Origin of the sequence: Yersinia mollaretii ATCC 43969, from assembly GCF_013282725.1 — a bacterium.
GTDB lineage: Bacteria > Pseudomonadota > Gammaproteobacteria > Enterobacterales > Enterobacteriaceae > Yersinia > Yersinia mollaretii.
Window position 1 is genome coordinate 354,446 of the sequence record NZ_CP054043.1, and the last position, 20,966, is coordinate 375,411.

Genomic DNA, 20,966 nt, shown 5'->3' on the forward strand with positions numbered 1-20,966 from the left:
TATACCCTCACTTTTTATAATGGGAATGGGGCAATAATGGAGGGGCGAGGCACTGATTGTGCGCATTTCTCGCACTTTTTAGCAGCAGATGCACAAAGATGCAGCAGGGTCAGACGGCCCTGATACATAGCGCTTTTCCGGCACTATGTATCAGGTCGTTGGTAGAGTTTTAGTGTTGTGGGCCTTCATCCGACGGCGACTTGCGAGATTTAGTCCACTCCCGTAGCCGCTGAACATGCAGGTAGAGCGCCGGAATAAACAGAATCCCCACCGCCGTCGCCATCAACATGCCGCCAAACACGGTGATACCGATAATCTGGCGGCTCATCGCCCCGGCACCGCTGGCGAAAACCAGTGGCATCACGCCAAGAATAAATGAAATTGCCGTCATCATCACCGCACGGAAGCGCTGTTTGGCCCCATCCCGCGCGGCCTCGGCAATCGTGGCCCCCTCTTCGCGCCGCGCTTTGGAGAACTCGACAATTAAGATGGCATTCTTGGCCGCCAGCCCAATCAGCAGCACCAAGCCGATTTGCGCATAGACATCGTTGGCAAAGCCCATCGCTGATAGCCCTGCCACCGCCCCGCCCACCGCAAATACCACCGATAGAATCACCACTAGCGGAATGCTCCAGCTCTCATACTGGGCAACCAAAAACAGATACGCGAACACCAGCGCCGCCAGATAGATAAACACCACCTGCCCGCCCGTTTGCTGCTCCTGCCATGACATCCCACTCCAGCTATAGCTGTAGCCTTGCGGTAAATTCTGCGCCAATAGCGCCTCCATCGCCGTCATGGCCTGACCCGAACTGGCCCCGTCAGCCGCCGAACCACTCACCGCAACCGAAGGGAACTGGTTGAAATGGCTGATAAAGGGGGCACCGACGGAGGGCGTTAGGGTGACTAGATTCGCCAGACTGACCAACGCCCCGTTGTCACTGCGCACATTCAGGCTATTGATCTGCGCCGTGCGCTGGCGAAAATCCATATCATTTTGTAATTGCACGCGGAACATGCGGTTATTCAGGGTGAAATCACCGGCATTCATCCCGCCGAGTGAGGTTTGCAGCGTCTGGAAGATGCGGCTGACCGGCACCTGTAGCAGTGCGGCGCGGTCACGATCAATGCTCAAATTGGTTTCGGGTACTGAGGCGCTGAAGGTGGTAAATACCCGGCTCAGTTTCGGATCTTGATTGGCGGCAAAAATAATCCCTTGGCTCACCTGAGCCAACTCCTGCGGTGATTGACCCAAGAGCGCCTGAATGCGCAGATCAAAACCAGACGCACTGCCCAGCCCCGCAATCGCCGGGGGGTTGACCGCCATAATCATCGCCGACGGAATCGCCGCTAGATTGGCTTGAATGCTGGCGAGCACCCGATCAATATGTGGCCGCTGCCCCCAAGGTTTGAGCATCACAATGGCAAATCCGGCATTGGGAGCATTGTTGCCGCTGAGCAAACTGAAACCGGTGATTTTGATCACATCCTCGACGGCGTCATTGGCGGTCACTTGCTGGTACATCTGATCCATGACCGTCTGCGTCCGATTCAGGGAAGCCCCATCCGGCAGTTGTAAGCTGACAAAGAAGTAGCCCTGATCCTCCTCCGGCAGGAACGAGGTCGGCAAGCGGGTGTAGCCCCACCAGGTAGCGAATCCCACCAGCAACAGCGCGGCAATACTGAATACTGCGCGACTACTGATACGGCCCGTCAATGAGACATAGCCATCACGGGCGCGATCCAAGCCACGGTTGATGCCGCCAAAGACCCCCGTGGTCGCCAGTGTTCGCCGCTTCAACAGTACCGCACACAGTGCCGGGCTGAGGGTTAACGCATTGATACTGGACAAAATCACCGCCGCCGAGAGGGTCACGGCAAACTGGCGATACAGCTCACCAATGATGCCCGGCAAAATGGCTATCGGCACGAATACCGCCATCAGCACCAGTGTGGTGGCAATAATCGGCCCAGCTATCTGGCCCATCGCCTGTTTGGTAGCTTCCGCAGGGGTCAGATTCGGATCATTCGACAATAAACGCTCGACGTTCTCCACCACCACAATGGCATCATCCACCACGATGGTCAGGGCCAGAATGATGGCGAACAAGCTCAGGGTATTGGCTGAGTAACCAAAGACATAGAGCACGGCAAAGGTGCCGAGCAGAGAAACAGGAATGGTGAGCGCGACAATAAAGGTCGCCCGCAGACTTTGCAAAAACAGATAGACCACCGCCAGCACCACAATCAGGGTCAGGGTCAGTGACAGCGCGATCTCATGCAGGGTCGCGGTAACGGGCAGAGTGGAGTCATAGTTGATTTCATAGGTCAGGTCAGGCGGGAATGAGGCCGACAGCCGCGCCATCTCATCCCGCACTCCATTCGCCACATTGAGGGCATTGGCACCGGGTACCGGATAGACCACTAAAAAGGCGGATTCCGTCTGATTTTGTGCCGCGCTAACCTGATAGTTCTGCGCCCCCAACGCCACCCTCGCAACATCACCCAAACGAATCATACCGCCCTGAGGATTGCTGCGAATAATCACATTGGCGAACTGCTGCGGGTCAGTCAGCCGCCCCTGCCCGCTGATAGTCAGAGTCTGCTGTTGATCGGGCATCGACGGGGATGAACCAATCTGCCCCGCCGCCGCCTGCACATTCTGTTGTTGTAGTGCTGCGACAATATCTTGCACGCTGACATTCAGCGATTCCATGCGTTGCGGGTTCAACCAGACGCGCATACTGTAATCGCGCGCGCCAAACACCTGTACATCACCGACACCATTAATACGCGCAATCGCATCACGCAACTGAATGCTGGTGTAGTTGCTGACAAACAGGGCGTCATGGGTCTGTTTCGGCGAAAAGACACTGACTCCCAGCAGCAGGTTAGAGGCCCGCTTGCGCACCGAAATGCCGTTTTCATTCACTTCCGCCGGCAGTTGGGCGCTCACCTGAGAGATGCGGTTTTGCACCTCAACCGCCGCCATATCGGGGTCGGTGCCACTGGCAAAGGTGATACTGAGCTGATAGCTGCCATTATTGGCGCTGGTCGACTCCATATAGAGCATATTGCTGACGCCATTGACCTGAGCCTCAAGTGGCGAGGCGACGGCTTGCGCCACATCACGGGCGCTAGCCCCCGGATAGACGGCACTGACTGAGACCACTGGCGGCGTGATGTCGGGGTATTGCTCCACCGGAATCACATGCAGTGACACCCAACCGACAATGGTGATCACCAGTGCGATAACAATGGCAAACTTAGGGCGACGGATAAAGAAATGCAGCATCTGGCCTTCCCCTTAATTCGCGGTCAGCGGCGTAGCCACTGTGGCATTAACCGTCATACCGGGGCGCACATGTTGCAGCCCCGCCACAATCACCCGCTCGCCCACTTTCAGACCCGTCTTCACGGCATATTGTTGTTCAAACTGCTCGCCGAGGGTCACGGGCCGCACCTCAACCTGATCCTTCTCCGTCACCACCAACACAAAATGGCCCTGCTTATTCTGCTGTAATGCAGCAATGGGGATCGCCATCACCGATTTGGCGGTTTCTGCCGCCAGCGACACATTCACCACCCCACCGGGCAGCAGCAGATGCCGTGGATTGGCAAAGCGGGTGCGGATGGTCACGGTGCCGGTCTGCTTATCGATTTGGTTATCGACGGATTCAAACACGCCACTCTCTGGGTACTGCTTACCATTCGCCAGTTGAATGCGGGGAGTGAAATGACCAAACGCCAGTGCGGTGTTGTCAGCGGGCGTTCCTGCCGCAGAGAGCTGATAGGTCGCGGTGATGTAGTCTCGTTCATTGACGGCGATCGCCACGCGAATCGGGTCAAGCTGGACAATACTGACCAAGGTGCCGCTGGCGGGGTTAATCAGGCTGCCGACATTAAAGCGACTGTGACCAATTTGGCCGCTGATCGGGGCGGTGATTTGGGTGAAACTGAGCTGTAACTGCTGAATCTGTAAGTTGGCCTGCGCCTGTGCCACGGCGGCGCGGCTGATATCCCGCTGCGCCTGCGCTTCATCGACCTCCGCCTGACTGACCGAGCGATTATTCCCTAACCGCTGCAAACGGGTAAGATTCACTTGTGCATGATTGGCGCTGGCGGTCGCGCTATCAAGCTGCGCCTGCGCCTGCGTGACGGACGCCTGATGCAGCGCGGGATCAATCTCATACAGCAGATCCCCCTGCTTAACCATCTGCCCCTCGGTAAAGAGTCGGCGGGCAATAAAACCTTCGGTGCGCGTCGTCACATCCACCGCTTGAATGGCTTCCACGCGTCCCAGATATTGCAGCGCTGTGTCTGGCGTGGCCGAAGTCACCAGTGCCACAGTCACCGCAGGCAGCGGCGCGTCGGCGGCCGTCGCGCCAAAGCTCAAAAATAGCGCCATGATCGCGGGGGTCACCGCGCGTTGCCGAGTAAGCCGGATTTGCTGCACGTCAGCCATTATCCTGTGACAAATCAATTTCAGTGTGGGCATGGTGGTCTATTCCTTACTCTCGGCAGGATAACGGGGTTCGGTGCGGCTGCAATAATGCGTCGTGGGATTAATCATATTCTGATGTGACTTTAGCGTCTTACGACAAAAATTCCTATCACGGCCTGATGAATATTCCGCCATTTCGCGCCGCCCGCGAAATAAATACATCACACATCCAAATTATCGGAGGCGTAGGGCTATAGGCTTTTTCTGAATTGTGCTCTTTTTGCTGAAAAAAACAGCATACGGACATCAAATTATTCTAAGCTCAAATTATAAGTGCACGGAATTATGCTAGCTTGTATTGCCTCAGAGTCATCGCTTCCTGCTGATTAAACAAATATTTATATCAACTAAAGATCAGCCCGAACTTCGTCAGTGCTAAGGGAATTCACCATGACCGACTCCAAGAAGCCGGAAACACGGGCAAAAGGGGATAATGTTTTCTTCGCGAAACAGACTTTACAGGCCATGGCCTTGTTAGTCGGGGCGACCATTATTATTGCTGCCATCGGCATTATTTACATCGCCTCGCAATTAAATGAGCAAGCGCAATCCCAAAGCCGATTTCTGGTCGAGAAAGCCTGGCAAATGCGTCAGGACGCGATAAAAGTTCGCATAAAAGATAATGCATTTTGGGGTGATGCTTATGAGCATCTGCATGTCAAAGTGGACCCTGATTGGGCTTATGTCAGCCAAAATCTGGGGCCATCTCTCTATAACGATTTTCGTTATGAGGGCGTCTTTGTGGTGGATGGGCAGGGAAAGACCCGCTACTCCGTCATCAAAGGGCGTCTGGCAAATACCGCCCTACCGGATTGGCTTGATGCCGATATTACACCGCTCATTGATGCCGCCCGTCAGCGGGCTGAAGAGCAATTTATTGCCACAGAAACCATTGAAGTGGCAGGGCAACCCGCTCTGGTGGCCGTCGCCGCATTAACCACAGGCAATGATCCGCGTATTAAATCCATCCCCGGCGCGCCTTCCGTTTTGGTTTTTATCGACCTGCTGACACAAGCCGAGCTGAATGCGTTAGGTGAAGATTACGGCATCCATCAACTGCGCATTCCACGCAGCAAAGAGGATGCCGCCGCCAGCCCGTCAGTGCGGTTATCCTCCAATGATAACAGCATGTTAGCGTTGCATTGGAATCAAAATATGCCGGGGGCGCAGTTGCTCAATATCTTGCTCCCGCTGCTGGCGCTGGTGGCGCTGATCCTTGGGCTGTCCGGCTGGTTGGTTCTCCGACGCGCCATGTCCGAGGCGCAGATTGCCGATGAAAACAGAACCGCCTTGATCGCCAGTGAAGAGCGTTTTCGTCATGTCGCCGAAGCCGCCACCGACTGGTTATGGGAGACCGATGCCAATCTGCGCATCACCTATTTGTCGCAGCGATTCTTAACCATTACCGGATTAAGTGTGGAGCATTGGCTGGGGCGTAATCTGGATTCGCTGCTTAATTGCGACATTATGCCGCTGCGCGCTTGGCTGCAACACACCCATCTCACCGAGTCGCGTAATGAGCTGCAATGCACCTATTTTTCTGCGCAAGGTGAGAAGCGCATCTGCCGGATCTATGCCAAACCCATCATCAAGAATGATGAAACGATAGGATTCCGTGGCACCGCCTCAGATATCACCCGAGAAATAGAAGCGCAGGAACGTATTCAGCATCTCTCGCTGCATGACGCGCTGACGGGGTTGCCTAACCGCCTGCGAATGAAGGAGTTTCTGGAGAGTAAGCTGCGAAATCTGGCTGCGGCACCGCATCCGCTGGTGATTCTCAATGTTGACTTAGATAAATTTAAGCCAGTTAATGACACCTTCGGCCATGTGGCGGGCGATATGGTGTTGCATCAAGTCTCTGAGCGGCTCAGAAGCTGCTTGCGCGATCAAGATTTGGTCGCTCGCCAAGGGGGCGATGAGTTCATTCTGATTATTACCGGCCTTTCATCAATCAAAGAGATCGAGCAGCTCTGCGCCCGCGTGATAGCCCGCATCGAAAGCCCCTACGTCATCAATGGTCAGGATATTTATATTGGGGCCAGCATCGGCATTGCGCTAGCACCACAGGACTCCATGCAAGCCGAGGAGCTATTGCGGTTTGCCGATATTGCCATGTACGAAGCCAAAAACAGTGGCCGCAACCGCTGGAGTTTCTACTCCAGTGAGATGAATGATCGCCTGATGCAGCGCAGCGAACTGGAGCGTTTTTTACGTCAGGCCGTCAAACACAACGAATTCAGCCTCTATTACCAACCGCGTTACCGCATCGAAGGCACCCAACTGACTGGAGCCGAAGCTTTGGTGCGCTGGAATCACCCGGTGCTAGGGCTGCTGATGCCGGATCAATTTATCGCGCTGGCGGAAGAGACCGGGCTTATCACCTCCATCAGCGACTGGACCATGTTGCAGGCGTGTCAGGATGCCTCCACATGGCACTCATCACTGATTGTTTCGGTCAATATTTCTGCCATTGAATTCAGAAGCCAGCGCCTGATCGAGCGGGTGCGACAAGTGCTGCTGCTGACCGGACTCCCCAGCCATCGGCTGGAGCTGGAGATCACCGAGCGCATTATGATTGAAGATGCCGACGGGGCATTTAAGACCATGACCGCCCTTAAAGCCCTTGGCGTGCGCCTATCAATGGATGATTTTGGCACCGGTTACTCATCACTTAATTATCTGCGCCGCTTCCCGTTTGATGGGCTGAAAATTGATAAAAGCTTTATTGATGAGCTGGCGGAATCCCACGAGGGGCAGTCGATTGTCGAGGGCATCATTAATCTGGGCCATGCGCTCTCGATGACGGTGACGGCAGAAGGGGTCGAAACCGAGACACAATTGGGCTACTTGCAGACGCTGATGTGCGATGAAGTACAGGGTTATTTATTGGGCAAGCCAATGAAACTTTATGATTTATCCGTGCTTATTCGTAATGCGCACTACGACTAGCCGCCGTTCAGCCTCGGAGCCAATGGCCTGTCGAGGCTGAAAGGTCGCGCTATTGTTAAGGAGTGGGTTGGCTTTTGGCTTTGAAATTAATAATGTCGTAAACCAAGGTATCCACCGTGCTCTTCACCTCTTCCGCTGTTATCGGCGCGCCACTGTTGCTGACTTCTTTGCCGTAGGCTTTACGCACCACCACAATCACCGGCTTCCCGGTATTGGAGTCGATCACCTGCACTTCGAGATAGAGGGCCGTATTTTGCGCGCGATTCCCACTGGCAGCCATAGTGCCAGCAATCACCGCACCTATCGGGATCATCTCATACACTTCCAGATCTTTATCTTCGGCAGAGACGGCAGTAATGGCCGCGCGCACAATCAAGGTATTGCGTCTCTTCGGTGAATTCACTAAAGGTAATTGATGGCTGACCGCCTCTTTCAATCTCTTATTCGCGTAAGCCAATATTTGATCCAAGGTTTTTTGGCTCACCCTCGACGTTGGCGTCGGGGCAGGGAAATAGATCATCGGCGTATAATAAGCGCCAGTATATTTAGCCGCATTAAAATCAGGTGAAATCCAGCGCAAGACTTTCTGACCACTGGCGGATTCCGTTTCTTGTAACTTGCTGTAATCGCCAAGAAAACCGGAGAATTGTGCGCTGGTTGTCACTTTTGAGGCGCAGCCTGCCATGAATATCCCAACGACGAGCAGCGCCGCTATCTTATAACTCTTCTGAATGGCCATTGTATTTTCCTATCCATTTATTAGGTGACTAATTTCTGTGTCATTAAGAAACCGGGAGGTAGAAAAAGACCGGAAAAGCAAATAATGAGAATGCTCACCATTTAAAGAGTAAACCATGACAAAACATTTGCTGAATATAAAATGAGCAAGGAAGGATTTACGGCGTCTTTATGATCCGCCTGTTATCTCCGCCACGGGCAGCGGCAATCAGGGCTTGCCCCAAGGCCAATCCGCCATCACCGGCGGGTAGGCGCTGCGGCAACAAGAGCTGGAAGTCGCTCAACTGCGCGCAAAGCAACTCTCGCAACAGTCGGTTGTGCAGCACGCCACCAGAAAAAGCAATAGTATCAATGCCAAAGTGCTGAGCCGCTTGACGTGCCAACGCGGCAAAGCCCTGCGCCAGTGCAAAGTGGAAAGCATAGGCCCGATCAGCGGGCGAGGCATCGTAGGCCAGCCATTGCTGCCAAAAAGTGGCTAAATCCAGTTGGTTATCCTCACCCAATGGCAGGGTCACGGGCGGGATGGATTGAGCACTTTGCCCTGCCAGCGCCTCCAGCAAGCAAGCCGCCTCCCCCTCCCAGCTTATCGACGACGGAACAATATTGAGCGCGGCGGCCACCGCATCAAATAACCGCCCCGTCGAAGAGGCCAGCGGCGCATTGATCCCGCGTTCGATGGCCCGAGCCAACACCGCCCCTTGTGGCTGTGCAATCGCCGCCGCTTCGGGTAACCGCTGCCAGTGCGGTACAAAACGCTGCCACTGTGCCAACAGGTTACGCCATGGCTGACGGGAGGCCAGATCCCCCCCCGGCATCGCCACGGCGGGTAAGCCGCCCACGTATTCACAGTCGGAATAATCCACCCGCAAACACTCGCCCCCCCACAACTGCCCCTCTGCGCCATAACCCAAACCGTCCAGTGCCAGCCCAATCACCGCCCCGCCCTCTCGCGGCCAGCCATGCTCTGCCAGACAAGCCACCAGATGCGCATGGTGATGCAGCACGGCCACACAGGGAATCTCCTGCTGTGCGGCCCACTCTTTACCCCACTGATGGCTGACATAAGCGGGATGGGCATCCACCACCACCGCCTGCGGCGTAAAATGGTAGATCTGGCAAAACAGCGCCAAGAGCTGCTGTTGCTGTTGCGCGATATCACTGTCCGCCAAATCCCCCAAGTGCTGACTCAAGACGGCGGCGTGATTGCGCAGCAGACAAAAAGTGTTTTTCATGTCGGCACCCAGCGCCAAAATGGCGGGCTGCTGACTAAATCCCGGCGGCAATTCGAAGGTGTCCGGCACGTAACCGCGCGCGCGGCGCAGCATTTCCGCCCCCTGCTCCGTGAAACGCACCAGTGAATCATCGGCCCGCTGCACAATTTGTCGGTTGTGTAGCAGCCAGTGATCGGCGATATCACTCAGGGCGCTCAGCGCCTGCTCATTGCTAAGCGCCGGGGGCTTACCGCTGCCATTGCCGGAGGTCATCACCAGCGGGCGCGCCACCTGTTGCAGCAATAGATGTTGCAGTGGATTGGCGGGGAGCATCACGCCGATTTCCGATAATTGCGGCGCGACCGCCGCACAGAGTGGGCTGTCGGGCTGTTTCGCCACCAAGACAATCGGAGCCGCCGAGCTACGCAGTAAGCGGAGCAGTGCGCCCTCATCGCCACTTTTCACACAGCGCATCAACCAATCCACATTCGGCAGCATCACCGCCAGCGGCTTAGAGGGCCGCTGCTTGCGATCTCTTAATCGGGCGACCGCGGCGGCATGGGTGGCATCCACCGCCAGATGAAAACCGCCCAATCCTTTGATCGCCACGATTTCACCCGCCAGCAGGGCTTGCGCGGCCTGTTCTACTGCGCTGAAGCCGTGCGCCACGGCCTGTCCATCTGCCCCACTCAGCCACAATTGCGGGCCACACACCGCACAGGCATTGGGTTGAGCATGAAAACGGCGGTCGGCGGGATGGTCATATTCAGCCTGACAGGCCGCACACAGCGGGAATTCGCCCATCGCCGTATCGGGGCGGTCGTAGGGCATCCGGTGGATAATGGTGAAGCGCGGGCCGCAGTGGGTGCAGTTGATAAAGGGATAGCGGTAGCGGCGGTCGGAGGGATTGTTCATTTCGTGCAGACAGGCATCACAGGTCGCCGCATCCGGCACGATTTGGGTGTCCATCTGCCCCGCGCCGCTGTGGTGAATCACAAAATCCAGTGGCGGTGGCGCCCAGTGGTAGGGGGCGGTGGTGATGCTGTCGATCTGCGCCAGTGGCGGGCACTCTTGCGGCAATGCGCGCAGAAAGTCCGCCACCGCCGCAGATTGCCACAGGTGAACCGTGACGCCCGCACTGTCGTTACTGACATCACCTCGTAGCCCAAAACGGTGGGCAAGCTGCCAGATATAGGGCCGAAATCCCACTCCCTGCACCTTACCTTTTACCCGCAGGCAGAGGCCGTTTTCATCCACAAAAGCTCCTTAACATTGTTGCTAGCACTCTGCTTTGTCGCTCGGAGATTGCGGGGCGACTGCACCGATGGGCACTCCGACGGCTCACGCCGTTACGACCCATCCGGCACATTTCCCCGATTATCAACTTGTTAATCGTCTGCAGCTTCAAGGACGCAGGGGATCAGCAGATGCGGGGTAAGGGTTCATCAAGCGGCAGATCCAAACGCCGCGAGACCCCAAAAGCACCACATAATCGCACTTGCTGGCGTTCGGTCACTTGCCCGATCACCGCGGCATCTTGCCCCAGCGGATGGCGATGCAGTGCGGCCAATACCGCCTCTTGCGCCTCGGGGGCGACCACCAGCACCAACTTGCCTTCATTGGCAAAGTTGAGCGCGTCTAGCCCCAGCAGTTCGCAAATCCCGCGCACCGCCGGTTTGAGCGGCAGACTCGCTTCGTTGATCTCCATGCCGCAACCACTGGCCGCCGCAAATTCATGCAGAATCGCGGTGACCCCGCCACGTGTCGCATCACGTAGCGCCTTCACTCCCGCAATAGCCCGTAGCGGTGCAATCAGCGGGGCCAGTAACGCACAGTCACTGATCAGTTCCGCCTCCAGCCCCAAGCCCTCGCGCAGATTGAGGATGGTCGCGCCATGATCGCCCAAGGTGCCGCTGACCACAATCCGATCACCGGCACGGATCATCGCGGTTCCCCACTGAATGTCGGCGGGGATCACGCCAATACCGGTGGTGTTGATAAAGATCTTATCTGCCGCCCCGCGCTGGACCACTTTGGTATCGCCGGTGACGATCTGAATGCCCGCCTGCTGTGCGGTGGTGGCCATTGACTGCACAATGCGCTCTAAGTCCGCCATTGGCAGCCCCTCCTCCAGAATAAAGCCACAGGAGAGGTAGCGCGGGGTCGCGCCACTGACTGCCACATCATTGGCAGTACCGCACACCGCCAGTTTGCCGATGTCGCCACCGGGGAAGAAGATGGGATCAATCACATAGCTGTCAGTCGAAACGGCCAGCCGATCTCCCTGTGTGACCAGATCTGCCAGTGCGATGCGCGCCTGATCTTCCCGCTCATTCAGCGCCGGATTAGAGAATGCCGCCAGAAACAACGACTCGATCAAGCTCTGCATCGCCCGCCCACCACTGCCGTGGGCCAAGGTGATCTCTTTTTTATTCATTTAGTTGTGGCCTGATTTATTGATTTTGATAACCAATATTTATAGTTCGGAGTCTGGCGGGGCGACTGCACCGATGGGCGCTCCGGCGACTTACGTCGCTACGACCCATTCGGCACATTTCCCCGCCAATCAGCCTTGTCATTACTCTGATATAAAAACTATCGGTACAAATAATAGGCTGAACAGGCTCCCTCGGAAGAAACCATCAGCGCCCCAAATGCATTTTCTGGCGTGCATTCGCCACCAAACAGCGGGCATTGATCGGGCTTGCAGCGCCCGGTCAGCACATCGCCGCAACGGGATCGTGGATCATCGGCCACTCGCTGCTGTTGCGGGTTGAAGCGCAACTCGGCATCAAACGCCTGATAAGCCGGGCTGAGCTGGACACCGGAGTCGGCTATTTCACCCAAGCCGCGCCATTCGCTGCTGGCTTTGGCGGTAAACACCTCGGCCAGCGCCTGTTGCGCCAGTAAGTTGCCACTGTCTGGGACAATGCGCCGATACTGGTTTTCGACCACGCAGCGCCCGCTGACCATTTGCTCCAGCAGCATTACCAGCCCTTGCAGGATATCCAGCGGTTCGAAGCCAGTGACCACCAGCGGTTTATTGAATTGATCGCAAATAAAATCGTAGGGCGAAGTGCCGATCACCATGCTGACATGGCCGGGGGCCAGAAAACCGTCGATGCGCACATCCGGCTGTTGTAGCAGACTACGCAGTGTCGGAATAATGGTGATGTGCTGGCAGAACAGGCTGAAGTTGGTTAGCCCCAGCCGCTTAGCCTGTTGCAGGGTTAAAGCACTGGCGGGCATAGTGGTTTCGAAGCCGAGGCCGAAAAACACCACCTCGCGCGTGGGGTTGCGCTGTGCCAGTGTCAGGGCATCCAGTGGCGAGTAGACCACGCGAATATCCGCGCCGCGCCGTTTGGCATCCAGCATCGAGCCATTGCGCCCCGGTACCCGCATGGCGTCGCCGTAGGTGCAGAAAATCACCTCGGGATGGGCGGCAATTTCGAGACAACTGTCGATACGCCCCATCGGCAACACACAGACCGGGCAACCCGGCCCGTGGACAAACTCCAGCCCGTCCGGCAGCAGTTGATCGAGGCCAAACTTAAAGATGGCGTGGGTATGACCGCCGCACACCTCCATGATCTGCAACGGCAAACGCGATTGATCCGGCAATTGCGGCAGTAAGTGTTCGATCCGGCTCAGTAAGGCGCTCACTAAGGCGGGATCGCGGAACTCATCAACGTAGCGCATCACCCGCCCCGCTTGTCATCTCGTCCAGATCCAGCCCGACCGCCTGCATATGGGCCAGCGCGGCCAGTGTTTGCTGGGCCTCCTCTTCATCGAGCAAGCTCATGGCGAAGCCGACATGCACCAACACCCACTGGCCCAGCAGGGCCGCAGGGGAGTCGTCGCACACCAGCGCGATATTGATTTCACGTTTTACGCCGCTCACTTCCACCCAAGCTAGCTGGTGGATATCTTCACCCACGGCGACAATTTTACCGGGGACGCCTAAGCACATCGCTGTGTCTCCAACCACTCCAGCCACAAATCCATCCCCTCGCCGCTACTGGCGGACAGGGCAATTACCTGAATCTCTGGGTTCACCTGACGGGCATAGGCGATGCACTGATCAATATCGAAATCCAGATAGGGCAGCAGATCGATTTTATTGATAATCATCAGGGTCGATGCGGCAAACATATGGGGGTATTTCAGCGGCTTATCTTCGCCCTCGGTCACCGAGAGTACCGCTACTTTATGACGCTCGCCCAGATCAAAGCTGGCGGGGCAGACCAAATTGCCGACGTTTTCAATAAAGAGCAGGCTGTCGTTGTTCAGGCCCAAGCGGTGCGCAGCATCATGCACCATCTGTGCATCCAGATGGCAGCCTTTGCCCGTGTTGACCTGAATCGCTGGCACCCCAGTGGCCCGAATGCGCTCGGCATCATGGGTGGTTTGCTGATCGCCCTCAATCACCGCGCACGGCACCTGCCCAGCCAGCCGTTGCAAGGTGGTGGTCAACAGGGTGGTTTTACCGGAGCCGGGGCTGGAAACCAGATTCAGCGCCAGAATATGTTGCTCGACAAAATGCGCGCGGTTATGGCTGGCTAGCTGATTGTTTTTGCTCAACACATCTTGCTCGATTTGCAGCAAACGGCGCTGGCCCATTCCCGGCGCATGGCTACCAGCCTCGCCCTGCCCGTAGTGCAGCCCTTGCTGGTCAGCATGTAGCTGCGGGGTAAAAGCTTCAGTGGCGGGCGCATCCGTGTCATCGGGTTCGGTGATCGTCAGCGGCTCAGACGCGAGGTTTTGATCAAGAGATTTACCATGATAGTGATGATGAACATCCCCCTGATGGTAGTAATAGTGGTGATGAACAATCACTGGCTGCGTACCTTTGGCGACATAGTTGTGTTTATGTTTATGCTGAATCTTTGCCGCGTGGGTTTCGCTGTCGTGAGGATGATGATGGTGACCCTCATCGTGGTGGTCGTGATGATCGCCATGATGGTCGTGGTGATGCTCGTCATCATGATGATGATCGTGGTGGTGACTGTCGTCGCCCTCAATTTTTCGCTCACCGCTGGCGCAACCACAAGTCGTACACATAGGAACTCACTCCTTCAGAATTATTCCACTTCTATCTGTTTTACCTGCAAATGGCTGCCACTCTCCACTTGCAGAGCATGGCTGCCGCAATGCGGGCACCCGGCATCGTGCCGTTCAATCTCTACGCTGGCGCTGCACGTCCAGCACCACGCCTGCGCGGGCAAGTAGCTGAGATGCAATTGGCAATCGGCGGCCAGTGTCTGGCGGCTGGCGGCATCAAAACTGAATCGCAAGGCGCTCTCTTCGATGCAAGAGAGTGCGCCTATCTCCAGCCATACCGCCGTGATCCGTTTGGCACCGTGGCGCTGCGCCTGCTGTTCAATCAGCTCTAACGTGCTGAGGCATAAGCTGATTTCATGCATGTTGATTCTTTATTTGGCTAACTTTGTTAAACAACGCCCGTCGCCGTGGATTGGCGGGGCCGTCAACATCCACCACCGGCAGTGAGAGCGCCATACGTGCACTCTGTTCCGCCAGTTGTAGCGCCCGTTCGGCACTGAGGGCGGTATTCAGCGGCGACATCAGCGAGCGGCTCAAGTATTGGCCGCAGCCCGCCACTTCACTGACGGTAAAACCGACGGTGCCACAAGGCAGTTCTAGCATCAGGCGCTCACCTACCGCACGGCGCGGCCAGCTTTGCTGTGGCCCCGGTAACACCACTAAACTCAGCATCCACGGGGTCAATAACACGCCAATCCACTGCTGCTCAAATAGCTGGAATCCACAGGCCCGCATTGGGATGGGGTCACGGTAAAACGGCAAGCCGCGCATCTCATCATCGGCTATTTGGCCGAAGACTTGCTCCAACAGTGCCGCGGGATTTTGTTCATGGCCGATAACGAGATCAGACATGGCGCACCTCCCGTGGGTTGAGGGTGATGCCGCTGGCCCGCAGCGCCGCCAAAATTTGCTCCAGCGCTGGCTCCATCGCTTGCGTCACGGTGGGAGTCAGGCCGATCCCCGGCGCTAATGACTCTGGCACCACACCCACCAGTGTCAGTTGGCGCGGGAACTCATCCGTCAGTTGCAGCGCCATCAACACATCACAGAGGCCCAATTGATGGGGCGACACTTTGCGGCTAAACATGGCGGGGATCTCTTTATCGCGCAGCACCGCGACACTGCCCGGTGACTGGCCGGTTAACACCGCATCCGCCACAATCAGATGGTCGCGATTTGCCATCGCCTCCATCAGTTCCAGCCCCGCCGTGCCGCCATCCAGAACTTCGACGCCCGCAGGGATGTCAAAGCGCTGCTCCAGTGCTTCCACCAGACGCACCCCCACCGCTTCATCACTCAGTAATAAATTGCCTATACCTAATACCAAAATCCCCATCACAGCACCTTGACTTTGGTCACTTCGTTGCCCGTTGTATCAACAATATGTACGGCACAAGACATGCACGGGTCGAATGAGTGAATAGTTCGCACCACCTCCAGTGGTTTGGCAGGATCCGCAATCGGCGTACCTACCAGCGCTTGCTCGTATGGCCCCGGTTCATCGTTATAGTTACGTGGCCCGGCATTCCAAGTCGATGGCACCACCGCCTGATAATTGGCGATTTTGCCCTCTTTGATCACCACCCAGTGCGACAACATGCCGCGCGGGGCCTCTTCAAATCCCACGCCGCGTATTTCGCCCGTCAAGGGGATATCCGGCTTGATAAAGGTCTCCACATCGCCAGTGCCGATATTGGTGACCAGCGCCGTCCATTGCTGTGCCAGCGTTTCATGCAGCACGCAACAGTGCACCGCGCGGCCAATAATGCGGCCCAGTGTCGAAGGCAACTGCTCGGCCGTGATCCCCTGCCCGCTGAGTTTTTGATAAGCCGCGCCGATATCGCTGAAGTGCTGTTGAGTCGGCTCATGGCCTGCCGCGATGCCACACATCAGCCACGCCAGCGGCCCCACTTCCACGGTTTTGCCGTAAAATGTCGGCGCTTTTACCCACGAATATTTGCCATCCTCCTGCCAGCCAGTGTAGTTAGGGTTGGTTTTCCCCTCCCACGGCGCGAGCGGTTCGTCGTCCTGATACCAAGCGTGTTTGCCACTTTCGGCAATGCCTTGAATCAAATAGGGATCATTGTGATTGGCGATCGGACGGAACTTGCCATTATCCAGATAGCCGCCCGGCAGCAGGAAGGTTTCGCCTTTGCGGTCAGTGGGCAGCTCCGGCACGCTCAGGTAGTAATCAGCCCCCTTGCCCAGATGGAGCCAGCCCGGATAGTGAGCGGCGATCACCGCCGTATCGACTTTGTAGACTTGCTCAATAAAGCTGCCCAGCCGATCGATAAAGGATTTCACCAGCATCAGGCGCTCCAGATTGAGCACACTCGGCATATCCAGATTGATGGGGTTAGCCACCCCGCCTACCGCAAGATTCTGAATGTGCGGGGTTTTACCGCCCAACACCGCCACGATACGGTTAGCATCGCGCTGACACTCCAGTGCTTGCAGGTAGTGCGCCACGGCAATCAAATTCACCTCTGGCGGCAAGGCCATCGCCGGATGGCCCCAGTAGCCGTTGGCAAAAATACCCAACTGCCCGCTGGCAACCAGATCCTTGATTTTCTGCTGCACGCGGGTGAACTCTTCGGCGCTGTTCAACGGCCAACTAGACAACCCGCTCAACAGGGCGGCGGCCTTTTGTGGCGAGGCTTGCAGCGCGGAGGTGATATCCACCCAATCCAGCGCCGACAACTGATAGAAATGCACAATGTGGTCGTGGATGCTGTGTGCCGCCAGAATCAAGTTGCGGATATGCTGCGCGTTGACGGGCACTTCCATCCCCAGCGCGTTCTCCACAGCGCGCACTGAGGCGATGGCATGAATGGTGGTACAGACGCCACAAATGCGCTGCACAATCATCCACGCATCGCGCGGATCGTTACCTTGTAAAATCTCTTCCATGCCACGCCACATGGTGCCGGAGGACCACGCTTTGATAACTTTGCCATCCTCAATTTCGCAGTCGATCCGCAGGTGCCCCTCAATTCGGGTGACGGGATCAATGGTGATGCGTTGGCTCATGCTTTACCTCTGTCTGATTATTCTTATGTAACTGTCCGTGAGCGGGAAGCACCGGCAACAGCCGAATCAATAAAATGTAGGCGCAGACCTCAATAGCGACGAAGCCGATTGAGATCAGGATTTCACTGGTGGTGGGGAAGTAGTTGTAGCCCCCGCCAGGGTTGAAGGCCAGTAGCGAGTAGTTGAGCCGCCAGAGTGCCGCGCCGCCAATCATGCAGAGCGCGCCGATAAAGAGTAAGCGACTGTCCTCTCTGGCCCGCCGAATGCGGAACATCAGCAGCGGCAGTGTCATCAGTACGATTTCGGCCCAGAAGGCGATGGCGTAGCGATCAAAATGCCACAGATAGTCGGTCTTATGGCGCACGATAACTTCACCGAGGCGCAGCAGCACAAACAGCAGCAGGAACAGATCAATAATGGTGGTTAAGCGGGTGAAGAGCGGCGCTTCATTGGCCCCTCGCCCTCGCAATCCCGCCTGCACTAAAGAGCCTTCGAAAATGACAATCGAGAAGCCCAGAATGGCAGCGGTCAGCAGGGAGAAGAGCGGCAGCATTTCATAGCTTTGCCACAGCGGATGGATCTTGGCCCCCGCCGCAATCATCAGTGACCCCATGGAGGATTGATGCATCGTGGGCAGCAACGCACCGAGAGCGATGACAAAGAACATCACTTTGTTCAGCCGCTTGAGTGACACTTTCCAGCCGAGGCGTTCGAACAGGGCGGGTGCAAACTCCAGCGCCATTACACCGATGTAAATCGTCATACAGACGGCGGTTTCGAACAGCACCGAGTTGACATTGAAATAGCCGGGGATGAAGAAGTACGGCAGATTCCAGTAGCGGCCCACATCAATGGTGATCGACAAGCCGCCGAGCGCGTAGCCAAACAGGCTGGCGAGCAGTGCTGGGCGCACCAGCGGGTGATATTCACCACGGTTAAACACGTAAACCGCCCACGCCAGCGCCCAGCCGCCACAGGCTAAGCCAGTGCCGACCAGCAGGTCGAAGGCGATCCAGATGCCCCACGGGAAACCGCCATTTAAATCACTGACAGACCCCAGCCCGAGCACCAAACGCTTGACTATCAGCAGCGCGCAGAGCACCACAAAGGGCGCTAACAGCATGACTGGCCAACTGACCAACCGCCCACCCAGTGGGCTGGATTTATGCATCGTCATCGCGATCTTCCTTTTTGTTTTGCGTCTCTGGCGGATCTTGATGATCGTCATCCTTGCGCTCATCGCGGGTATTGCGATGCACCAGTGCCGTCACACCCGCCAGTACTGCCAGTGGCAGGATCATGCCTTTGTAGAGCGTGTGCTGGACATGCTCAGAGCGCGCGCCGGTCGCCAAGTCAGCCAGTGGCGGCAAATCGAGTTTCTCGGCCGGAATCCCCGCCAGCACCAAGACCTGCGTGCCGCCGCCCTCTTTCTCACCATAAACATGCTGCTCATAGTGGGCGACGGGGTGCTCGTAAGTGTCGTTGGCGCTGAGTGTCTGACGTGGGAAGCGGTAGTTTTCGCCCGGTTTCAGAGTCAGCCGCCGTTGTGCCTCAGAGAGCAACTCCTCACGGGTGCCGAAAATCACCGCGCCCGTTGGGCAGACTTCAACACAGCCGGGTAGCCCGCCTTTATCCAGCCGCTCCACCCCTTTCTGATTGCACAACTCGCATTTGTGGATCTTGCCAAAGGGGTTGTCGTAATCATATTTCGGCACATTGAACGGGCAACCGACCATGCAATAGCGGCAGCCGGTGCAGACATTGGGGTCATAGTGGACGATGCCGGTTTTGGCATCTTTGCGCAGCGCGCTCACCGGACAAACAGAAACGCAGTTGGGGTCCACGCAGTGCATACACTGCTTTTTGATATAGGCGTAGCCGTCTTCTAGCTGATCTTTATGAATCCCCGCACCGCTGGTCCACACCTGAATAATATTGTTGGTGTAGGGGCTGAGTTTGTCGTTGTTTGACCAGAGCGCTTCGCCGCCCGCATAGGTTTCGCCATGTTCGGCAAATTCGCTATGGTTGATCTGCTGGCATTTGCTCACACAGGCCTGACAACCGACACATAATGTGGAGTCATATAACATGCTCAACGCGCCGGGGATCGGCGGACGGTTTTGCACCTCGGCTTGCGTGCTGGGCGAGAGTCCCGCCAACAGCACACCACCGGAGGCTAATTTGAAAAAGTGACGTCGGTTCACGGCTACTCCTCCGGCGATGAGTGATCGTCATCTTTGCGGCGCTGTTTCTGTTGCCGCCCCAACTCACGCACCGTCATCAGGCTGACCCCGGCCACCAATCCCACCACACCGCCGAGCAGCGCCGTCGCGGTGGTGGAAACTTCGCCCCCTTCAGGGTTATTGATCAGCGGTTTTTCAGCACGCGGCGTGGGGTTTTCCACATTCGCCAATTGGGCGATGCCTTTGGTAAAGCCAATTCCCTCTTCGTTGCAGCCGTAGCAAGGATGACCAATACCGACCGGCCAGATACCGCCACCGACATCACAGAACTCCAGTGTCGGGCAGTTGCCGTAAGTCTCTGGCCCCTTGCAGCCTAAGTGGTAAAGGCAATACCCCTGCCGATGGCCCTCATCACCAAATTGGCGAGCAAAGCGGCCGGCATCAAAGTGCGGACGGCGCTCGCAATTTTCATGAATCAAGCGGCCATAAGCAAAAGTGGGGCGGTTCTTGGCGTCCAGTGCGGGCGGCCGCTGGAAAGTGATGATATGGGCGACGGTCGCCAAGAAGTTATGCGGGTTGGGCGGGCAACCGGGAATATTAATCACCGTCTTGCCGGGCAGAGCCGCTTGCAAGCTCACCGCGCCCGTAGGATTGCCGCCCGTCGCAGGCACGCCACCCCAAGCAGAGCAGGAGCCAATGGCAATAATGGCGGCGGCATGTTCCGCGGCTTCGCGGATATGCTCAACAATCGGTTTTCCCGCCACCATGCAGTAAATCCCGCCATCTTTCAGCGGGATAGAGCCATCGACTACCAGCACATATTTCCCTTTGTACTGCTCGATGGCCCGGTGCTTATTCTCCTCCGCTTGCTCACCAAATGCCGCAGACAGCACTTCGTGATACTCCATTGAGATAACGCTGAGCAGCAGATTCTCAATGGTGGGATGAGTAGAACGTAGCAGCGATTCAGTACAACCAGTGCACTCTTGCGCACCAATCCAGATGACCGGTGGCCGCTGCGGTGAACTGACCGTGTTAGCGATTTCAGCGGCAGCCTTGCTGCTAAGGCCCATGGTGGCAGCCAGTGCTGCACAAAGCTTCATAAAATCACGACGGTTGACGCCATGCTGGGAAAGCATGTTTTTTCCCCTGTTATTCTTATTCTATGGTTTATATACCCGATACGGGTGACGGGCATACCCCTATTAAAAACATGGTTTTATATCCAATAGATTTCGAAGTACAGGAGGGCGGAAAACACACCTGCACTTTGATAGATGAAGGATA

16 protein-coding genes are annotated in these 20,966 nt (G+C 56.4%); 1 reads left to right on the top strand and 15 read right to left on the bottom strand.

Annotated elements, in window-relative coordinates:
- Positions 1 to 169: 169 nt before the first annotated feature.
- The gene (locus HRD69_RS01545) at positions 170 to 3,295 is read right to left on the bottom strand and encodes an efflux RND transporter permease subunit (protein ID WP_004877473.1); all 3,126 of its coding nucleotides are present in this window, start codon (positions 3,293 to 3,295) and stop codon (positions 170 to 172) included.
- A 12-nt stretch (positions 3,296 to 3,307) separates the two neighbouring features.
- Positions 3,308 to 4,408: an efflux RND transporter periplasmic adaptor subunit gene (locus HRD69_RS01550; RefSeq protein ID WP_479688398.1), complete on the bottom strand. Its 1,101-nt coding sequence runs from the start codon at positions 4,406 to 4,408 to the stop codon at positions 3,308 to 3,310.
- Between the two features lie 486 nt (positions 4,409 to 4,894).
- Between HRD69_RS01550 and HRD69_RS01555 the strand changes: the two genes are divergently transcribed.
- Positions 4,895 to 7,456, top strand: a complete 2,562-nt coding sequence (locus HRD69_RS01555; protein ID WP_004877468.1) for a bifunctional diguanylate cyclase/phosphodiesterase — start codon at positions 4,895 to 4,897, stop codon at positions 7,454 to 7,456.
- Between the two features lie 55 nt (positions 7,457 to 7,511).
- Here the strand turns inward: HRD69_RS01555 and HRD69_RS01560 are convergent, their stop codons facing one another.
- The 13 genes from HRD69_RS01560 to hybO form a co-directional block, all read right to left on the bottom strand.
- Entirely contained in the window at positions 7,512 to 8,195 is a 684-nt protein-coding gene (locus HRD69_RS01560) for a DUF3313 domain-containing protein (protein ID WP_004877466.1), read from the bottom strand.
- A 157-nt stretch (positions 8,196 to 8,352) separates the two neighbouring features.
- On the bottom strand, positions 8,353 to 10,662 hold the full coding sequence (gene hypF, locus HRD69_RS01565) for a carbamoyltransferase HypF (protein WP_172984591.1): 2,310 nt from the start codon (positions 10,660 to 10,662) through the stop codon (positions 8,353 to 8,355).
- Positions 10,663 to 10,825: 163 nt separating this feature from the next.
- On the bottom strand, positions 10,826 to 11,842 hold the full coding sequence (hypE, locus tag HRD69_RS01570; protein WP_004877380.1) for a hydrogenase expression/formation protein HypE: 1,017 nt from the start codon (positions 11,840 to 11,842) through the stop codon (positions 10,826 to 10,828).
- Between the two features lie 158 nt (positions 11,843 to 12,000).
- On the bottom strand, positions 12,001 to 13,104 hold the full coding sequence (hypD, locus tag HRD69_RS01575) for a hydrogenase formation protein HypD (RefSeq protein ID WP_032815423.1): 1,104 nt from the start codon (positions 13,102 to 13,104) through the stop codon (positions 12,001 to 12,003).
- Entirely contained in the window at positions 13,091 to 13,375 is a 285-nt protein-coding gene (gene hybG, locus HRD69_RS01580; protein ID WP_032815422.1) for a hydrogenase maturation factor HybG, read from the bottom strand. Before hybG ends, hypD begins: the two co-directional genes overlap by 14 nt.
- Positions 13,366 to 14,466 carry a hydrogenase nickel incorporation protein HypB gene (gene hypB, locus HRD69_RS01585; RefSeq protein ID WP_004877374.1) on the bottom strand — a complete coding sequence of 367 codons (1,101 nt, stop codon included), beginning with the start codon at positions 14,464 to 14,466 and terminating at the stop codon, positions 13,366 to 13,368. The genes hybG and hypB overlap by 10 nt, the downstream gene beginning before the upstream one ends.
- Positions 14,467 to 14,486: 20 nt before the next feature.
- Positions 14,487 to 14,828: a hydrogenase maturation nickel metallochaperone HypA gene (hypA, locus tag HRD69_RS01590; RefSeq protein ID WP_032815420.1), complete on the bottom strand. Its 342-nt coding sequence runs from the start codon at positions 14,826 to 14,828 to the stop codon at positions 14,487 to 14,489.
- On the bottom strand, positions 14,821 to 15,318 hold the full coding sequence (hybE, locus tag HRD69_RS01595) for a hydrogenase-2 assembly chaperone (protein WP_032815418.1): 498 nt from the start codon (positions 15,316 to 15,318) through the stop codon (positions 14,821 to 14,823). The genes hypA and hybE overlap by 8 nt, the downstream gene beginning before the upstream one ends.
- Positions 15,311 to 15,802, bottom strand: coding sequence for a HyaD/HybD family hydrogenase maturation endopeptidase (locus HRD69_RS01600; protein WP_032815416.1), 492 nt, complete (start codon positions 15,800 to 15,802; stop codon positions 15,311 to 15,313). The genes hybE and HRD69_RS01600 overlap by 8 nt, the downstream gene beginning before the upstream one ends.
- Entirely contained in the window at positions 15,802 to 17,496 is a 1,695-nt protein-coding gene (hybC, locus tag HRD69_RS01605) for a hydrogenase 2 large subunit (protein ID WP_032815415.1), read from the bottom strand. Before hybC ends, HRD69_RS01600 begins: the two co-directional genes overlap by 1 nt.
- Positions 17,474 to 18,673, bottom strand: a complete 1,200-nt coding sequence (gene hybB, locus HRD69_RS01610) for a Ni/Fe-hydrogenase cytochrome b subunit (RefSeq protein WP_032815414.1) — start codon at positions 18,671 to 18,673, stop codon at positions 17,474 to 17,476. The genes hybC and hybB overlap by 23 nt, the downstream gene beginning before the upstream one ends.
- On the bottom strand, positions 18,660 to 19,700 hold the full coding sequence (gene hybA / locus HRD69_RS01615; protein ID WP_004877362.1) for a hydrogenase 2 operon protein HybA: 1,041 nt from the start codon (positions 19,698 to 19,700) through the stop codon (positions 18,660 to 18,662). Before hybA ends, hybB begins: the two co-directional genes overlap by 14 nt.
- A gap of 2 nt (positions 19,701 to 19,702) precedes the next feature.
- On the bottom strand, positions 19,703 to 20,818 hold the full coding sequence (hybO, locus tag HRD69_RS01620) for a hydrogenase 2 small subunit (RefSeq protein ID WP_004877360.1): 1,116 nt from the start codon (positions 20,816 to 20,818) through the stop codon (positions 19,703 to 19,705).
- Between the last annotated feature and the right edge of the window lie 148 nt (positions 20,819 to 20,966).

Bases quoted from the DNA above. Each gene is read 5' to 3' on its own strand.
- HRD69_RS01545 (WP_004877473.1), bottom strand. From the start codon at position 3,295: ATGCTGCATTTCTTTATCCGTCGCCCTAAGTTTGCCATTGTTATCGCA.
- HRD69_RS01550 (WP_479688398.1), bottom strand. From the start codon at position 4,408: ATGGCGCTATTTTTGAGCTTTGGCGCGACGGCCGCCGACGCGCCGCTG.
- HRD69_RS01555 (WP_004877468.1), top strand. From the start codon at position 4,895: ATGACCGACTCCAAGAAGCCGGAAACACGGGCAAAAGGGGATAATGTT.
- HRD69_RS01560 (WP_004877466.1), bottom strand. From the start codon at position 8,195: ATGGCCATTCAGAAGAGTTATAAGATAGCGGCGCTGCTCGTCGTTGGG.
- hypE (WP_004877380.1), bottom strand. From the start codon at position 11,842: ATGAATAAAAAAGAGATCACCTTGGCCCACGGCAGTGGTGGGCGGGCG.
- hypD (WP_032815423.1), bottom strand. From the start codon at position 13,104: ATGCGCTACGTTGATGAGTTCCGCGATCCCGCCTTAGTGAGCGCCTTA.
- hybG (WP_032815422.1), bottom strand. From the start codon at position 13,375: ATGTGCTTAGGCGTCCCCGGTAAAATTGTCGCCGTGGGTGAAGATATC.
- hypB (WP_004877374.1), bottom strand. From the start codon at position 14,466: ATGTGTACGACTTGTGGTTGCGCCAGCGGTGAGCGAAAAATTGAGGGC.
- hypA (WP_032815420.1), bottom strand. From the start codon at position 14,828: ATGCATGAAATCAGCTTATGCCTCAGCACGTTAGAGCTGATTGAACAG.
- hybE (WP_032815418.1), bottom strand. From the start codon at position 15,318: ATGTCTGATCTCGTTATCGGCCATGAACAAAATCCCGCGGCACTGTTG.
- HRD69_RS01600 (WP_032815416.1), bottom strand. From the start codon at position 15,802: ATGGGGATTTTGGTATTAGGTATAGGCAATTTATTACTGAGTGATGAA.
- hybC (WP_032815415.1), bottom strand. From the start codon at position 17,496: ATGAGCCAACGCATCACCATTGATCCCGTCACCCGAATTGAGGGGCAC.
- hybB (WP_032815414.1), bottom strand. From the start codon at position 18,673: ATGACGATGCATAAATCCAGCCCACTGGGTGGGCGGTTGGTCAGTTGG.
- hybO (WP_004877360.1), bottom strand. From the start codon at position 20,818: ATGCTTTCCCAGCATGGCGTCAACCGTCGTGATTTTATGAAGCTTTGT.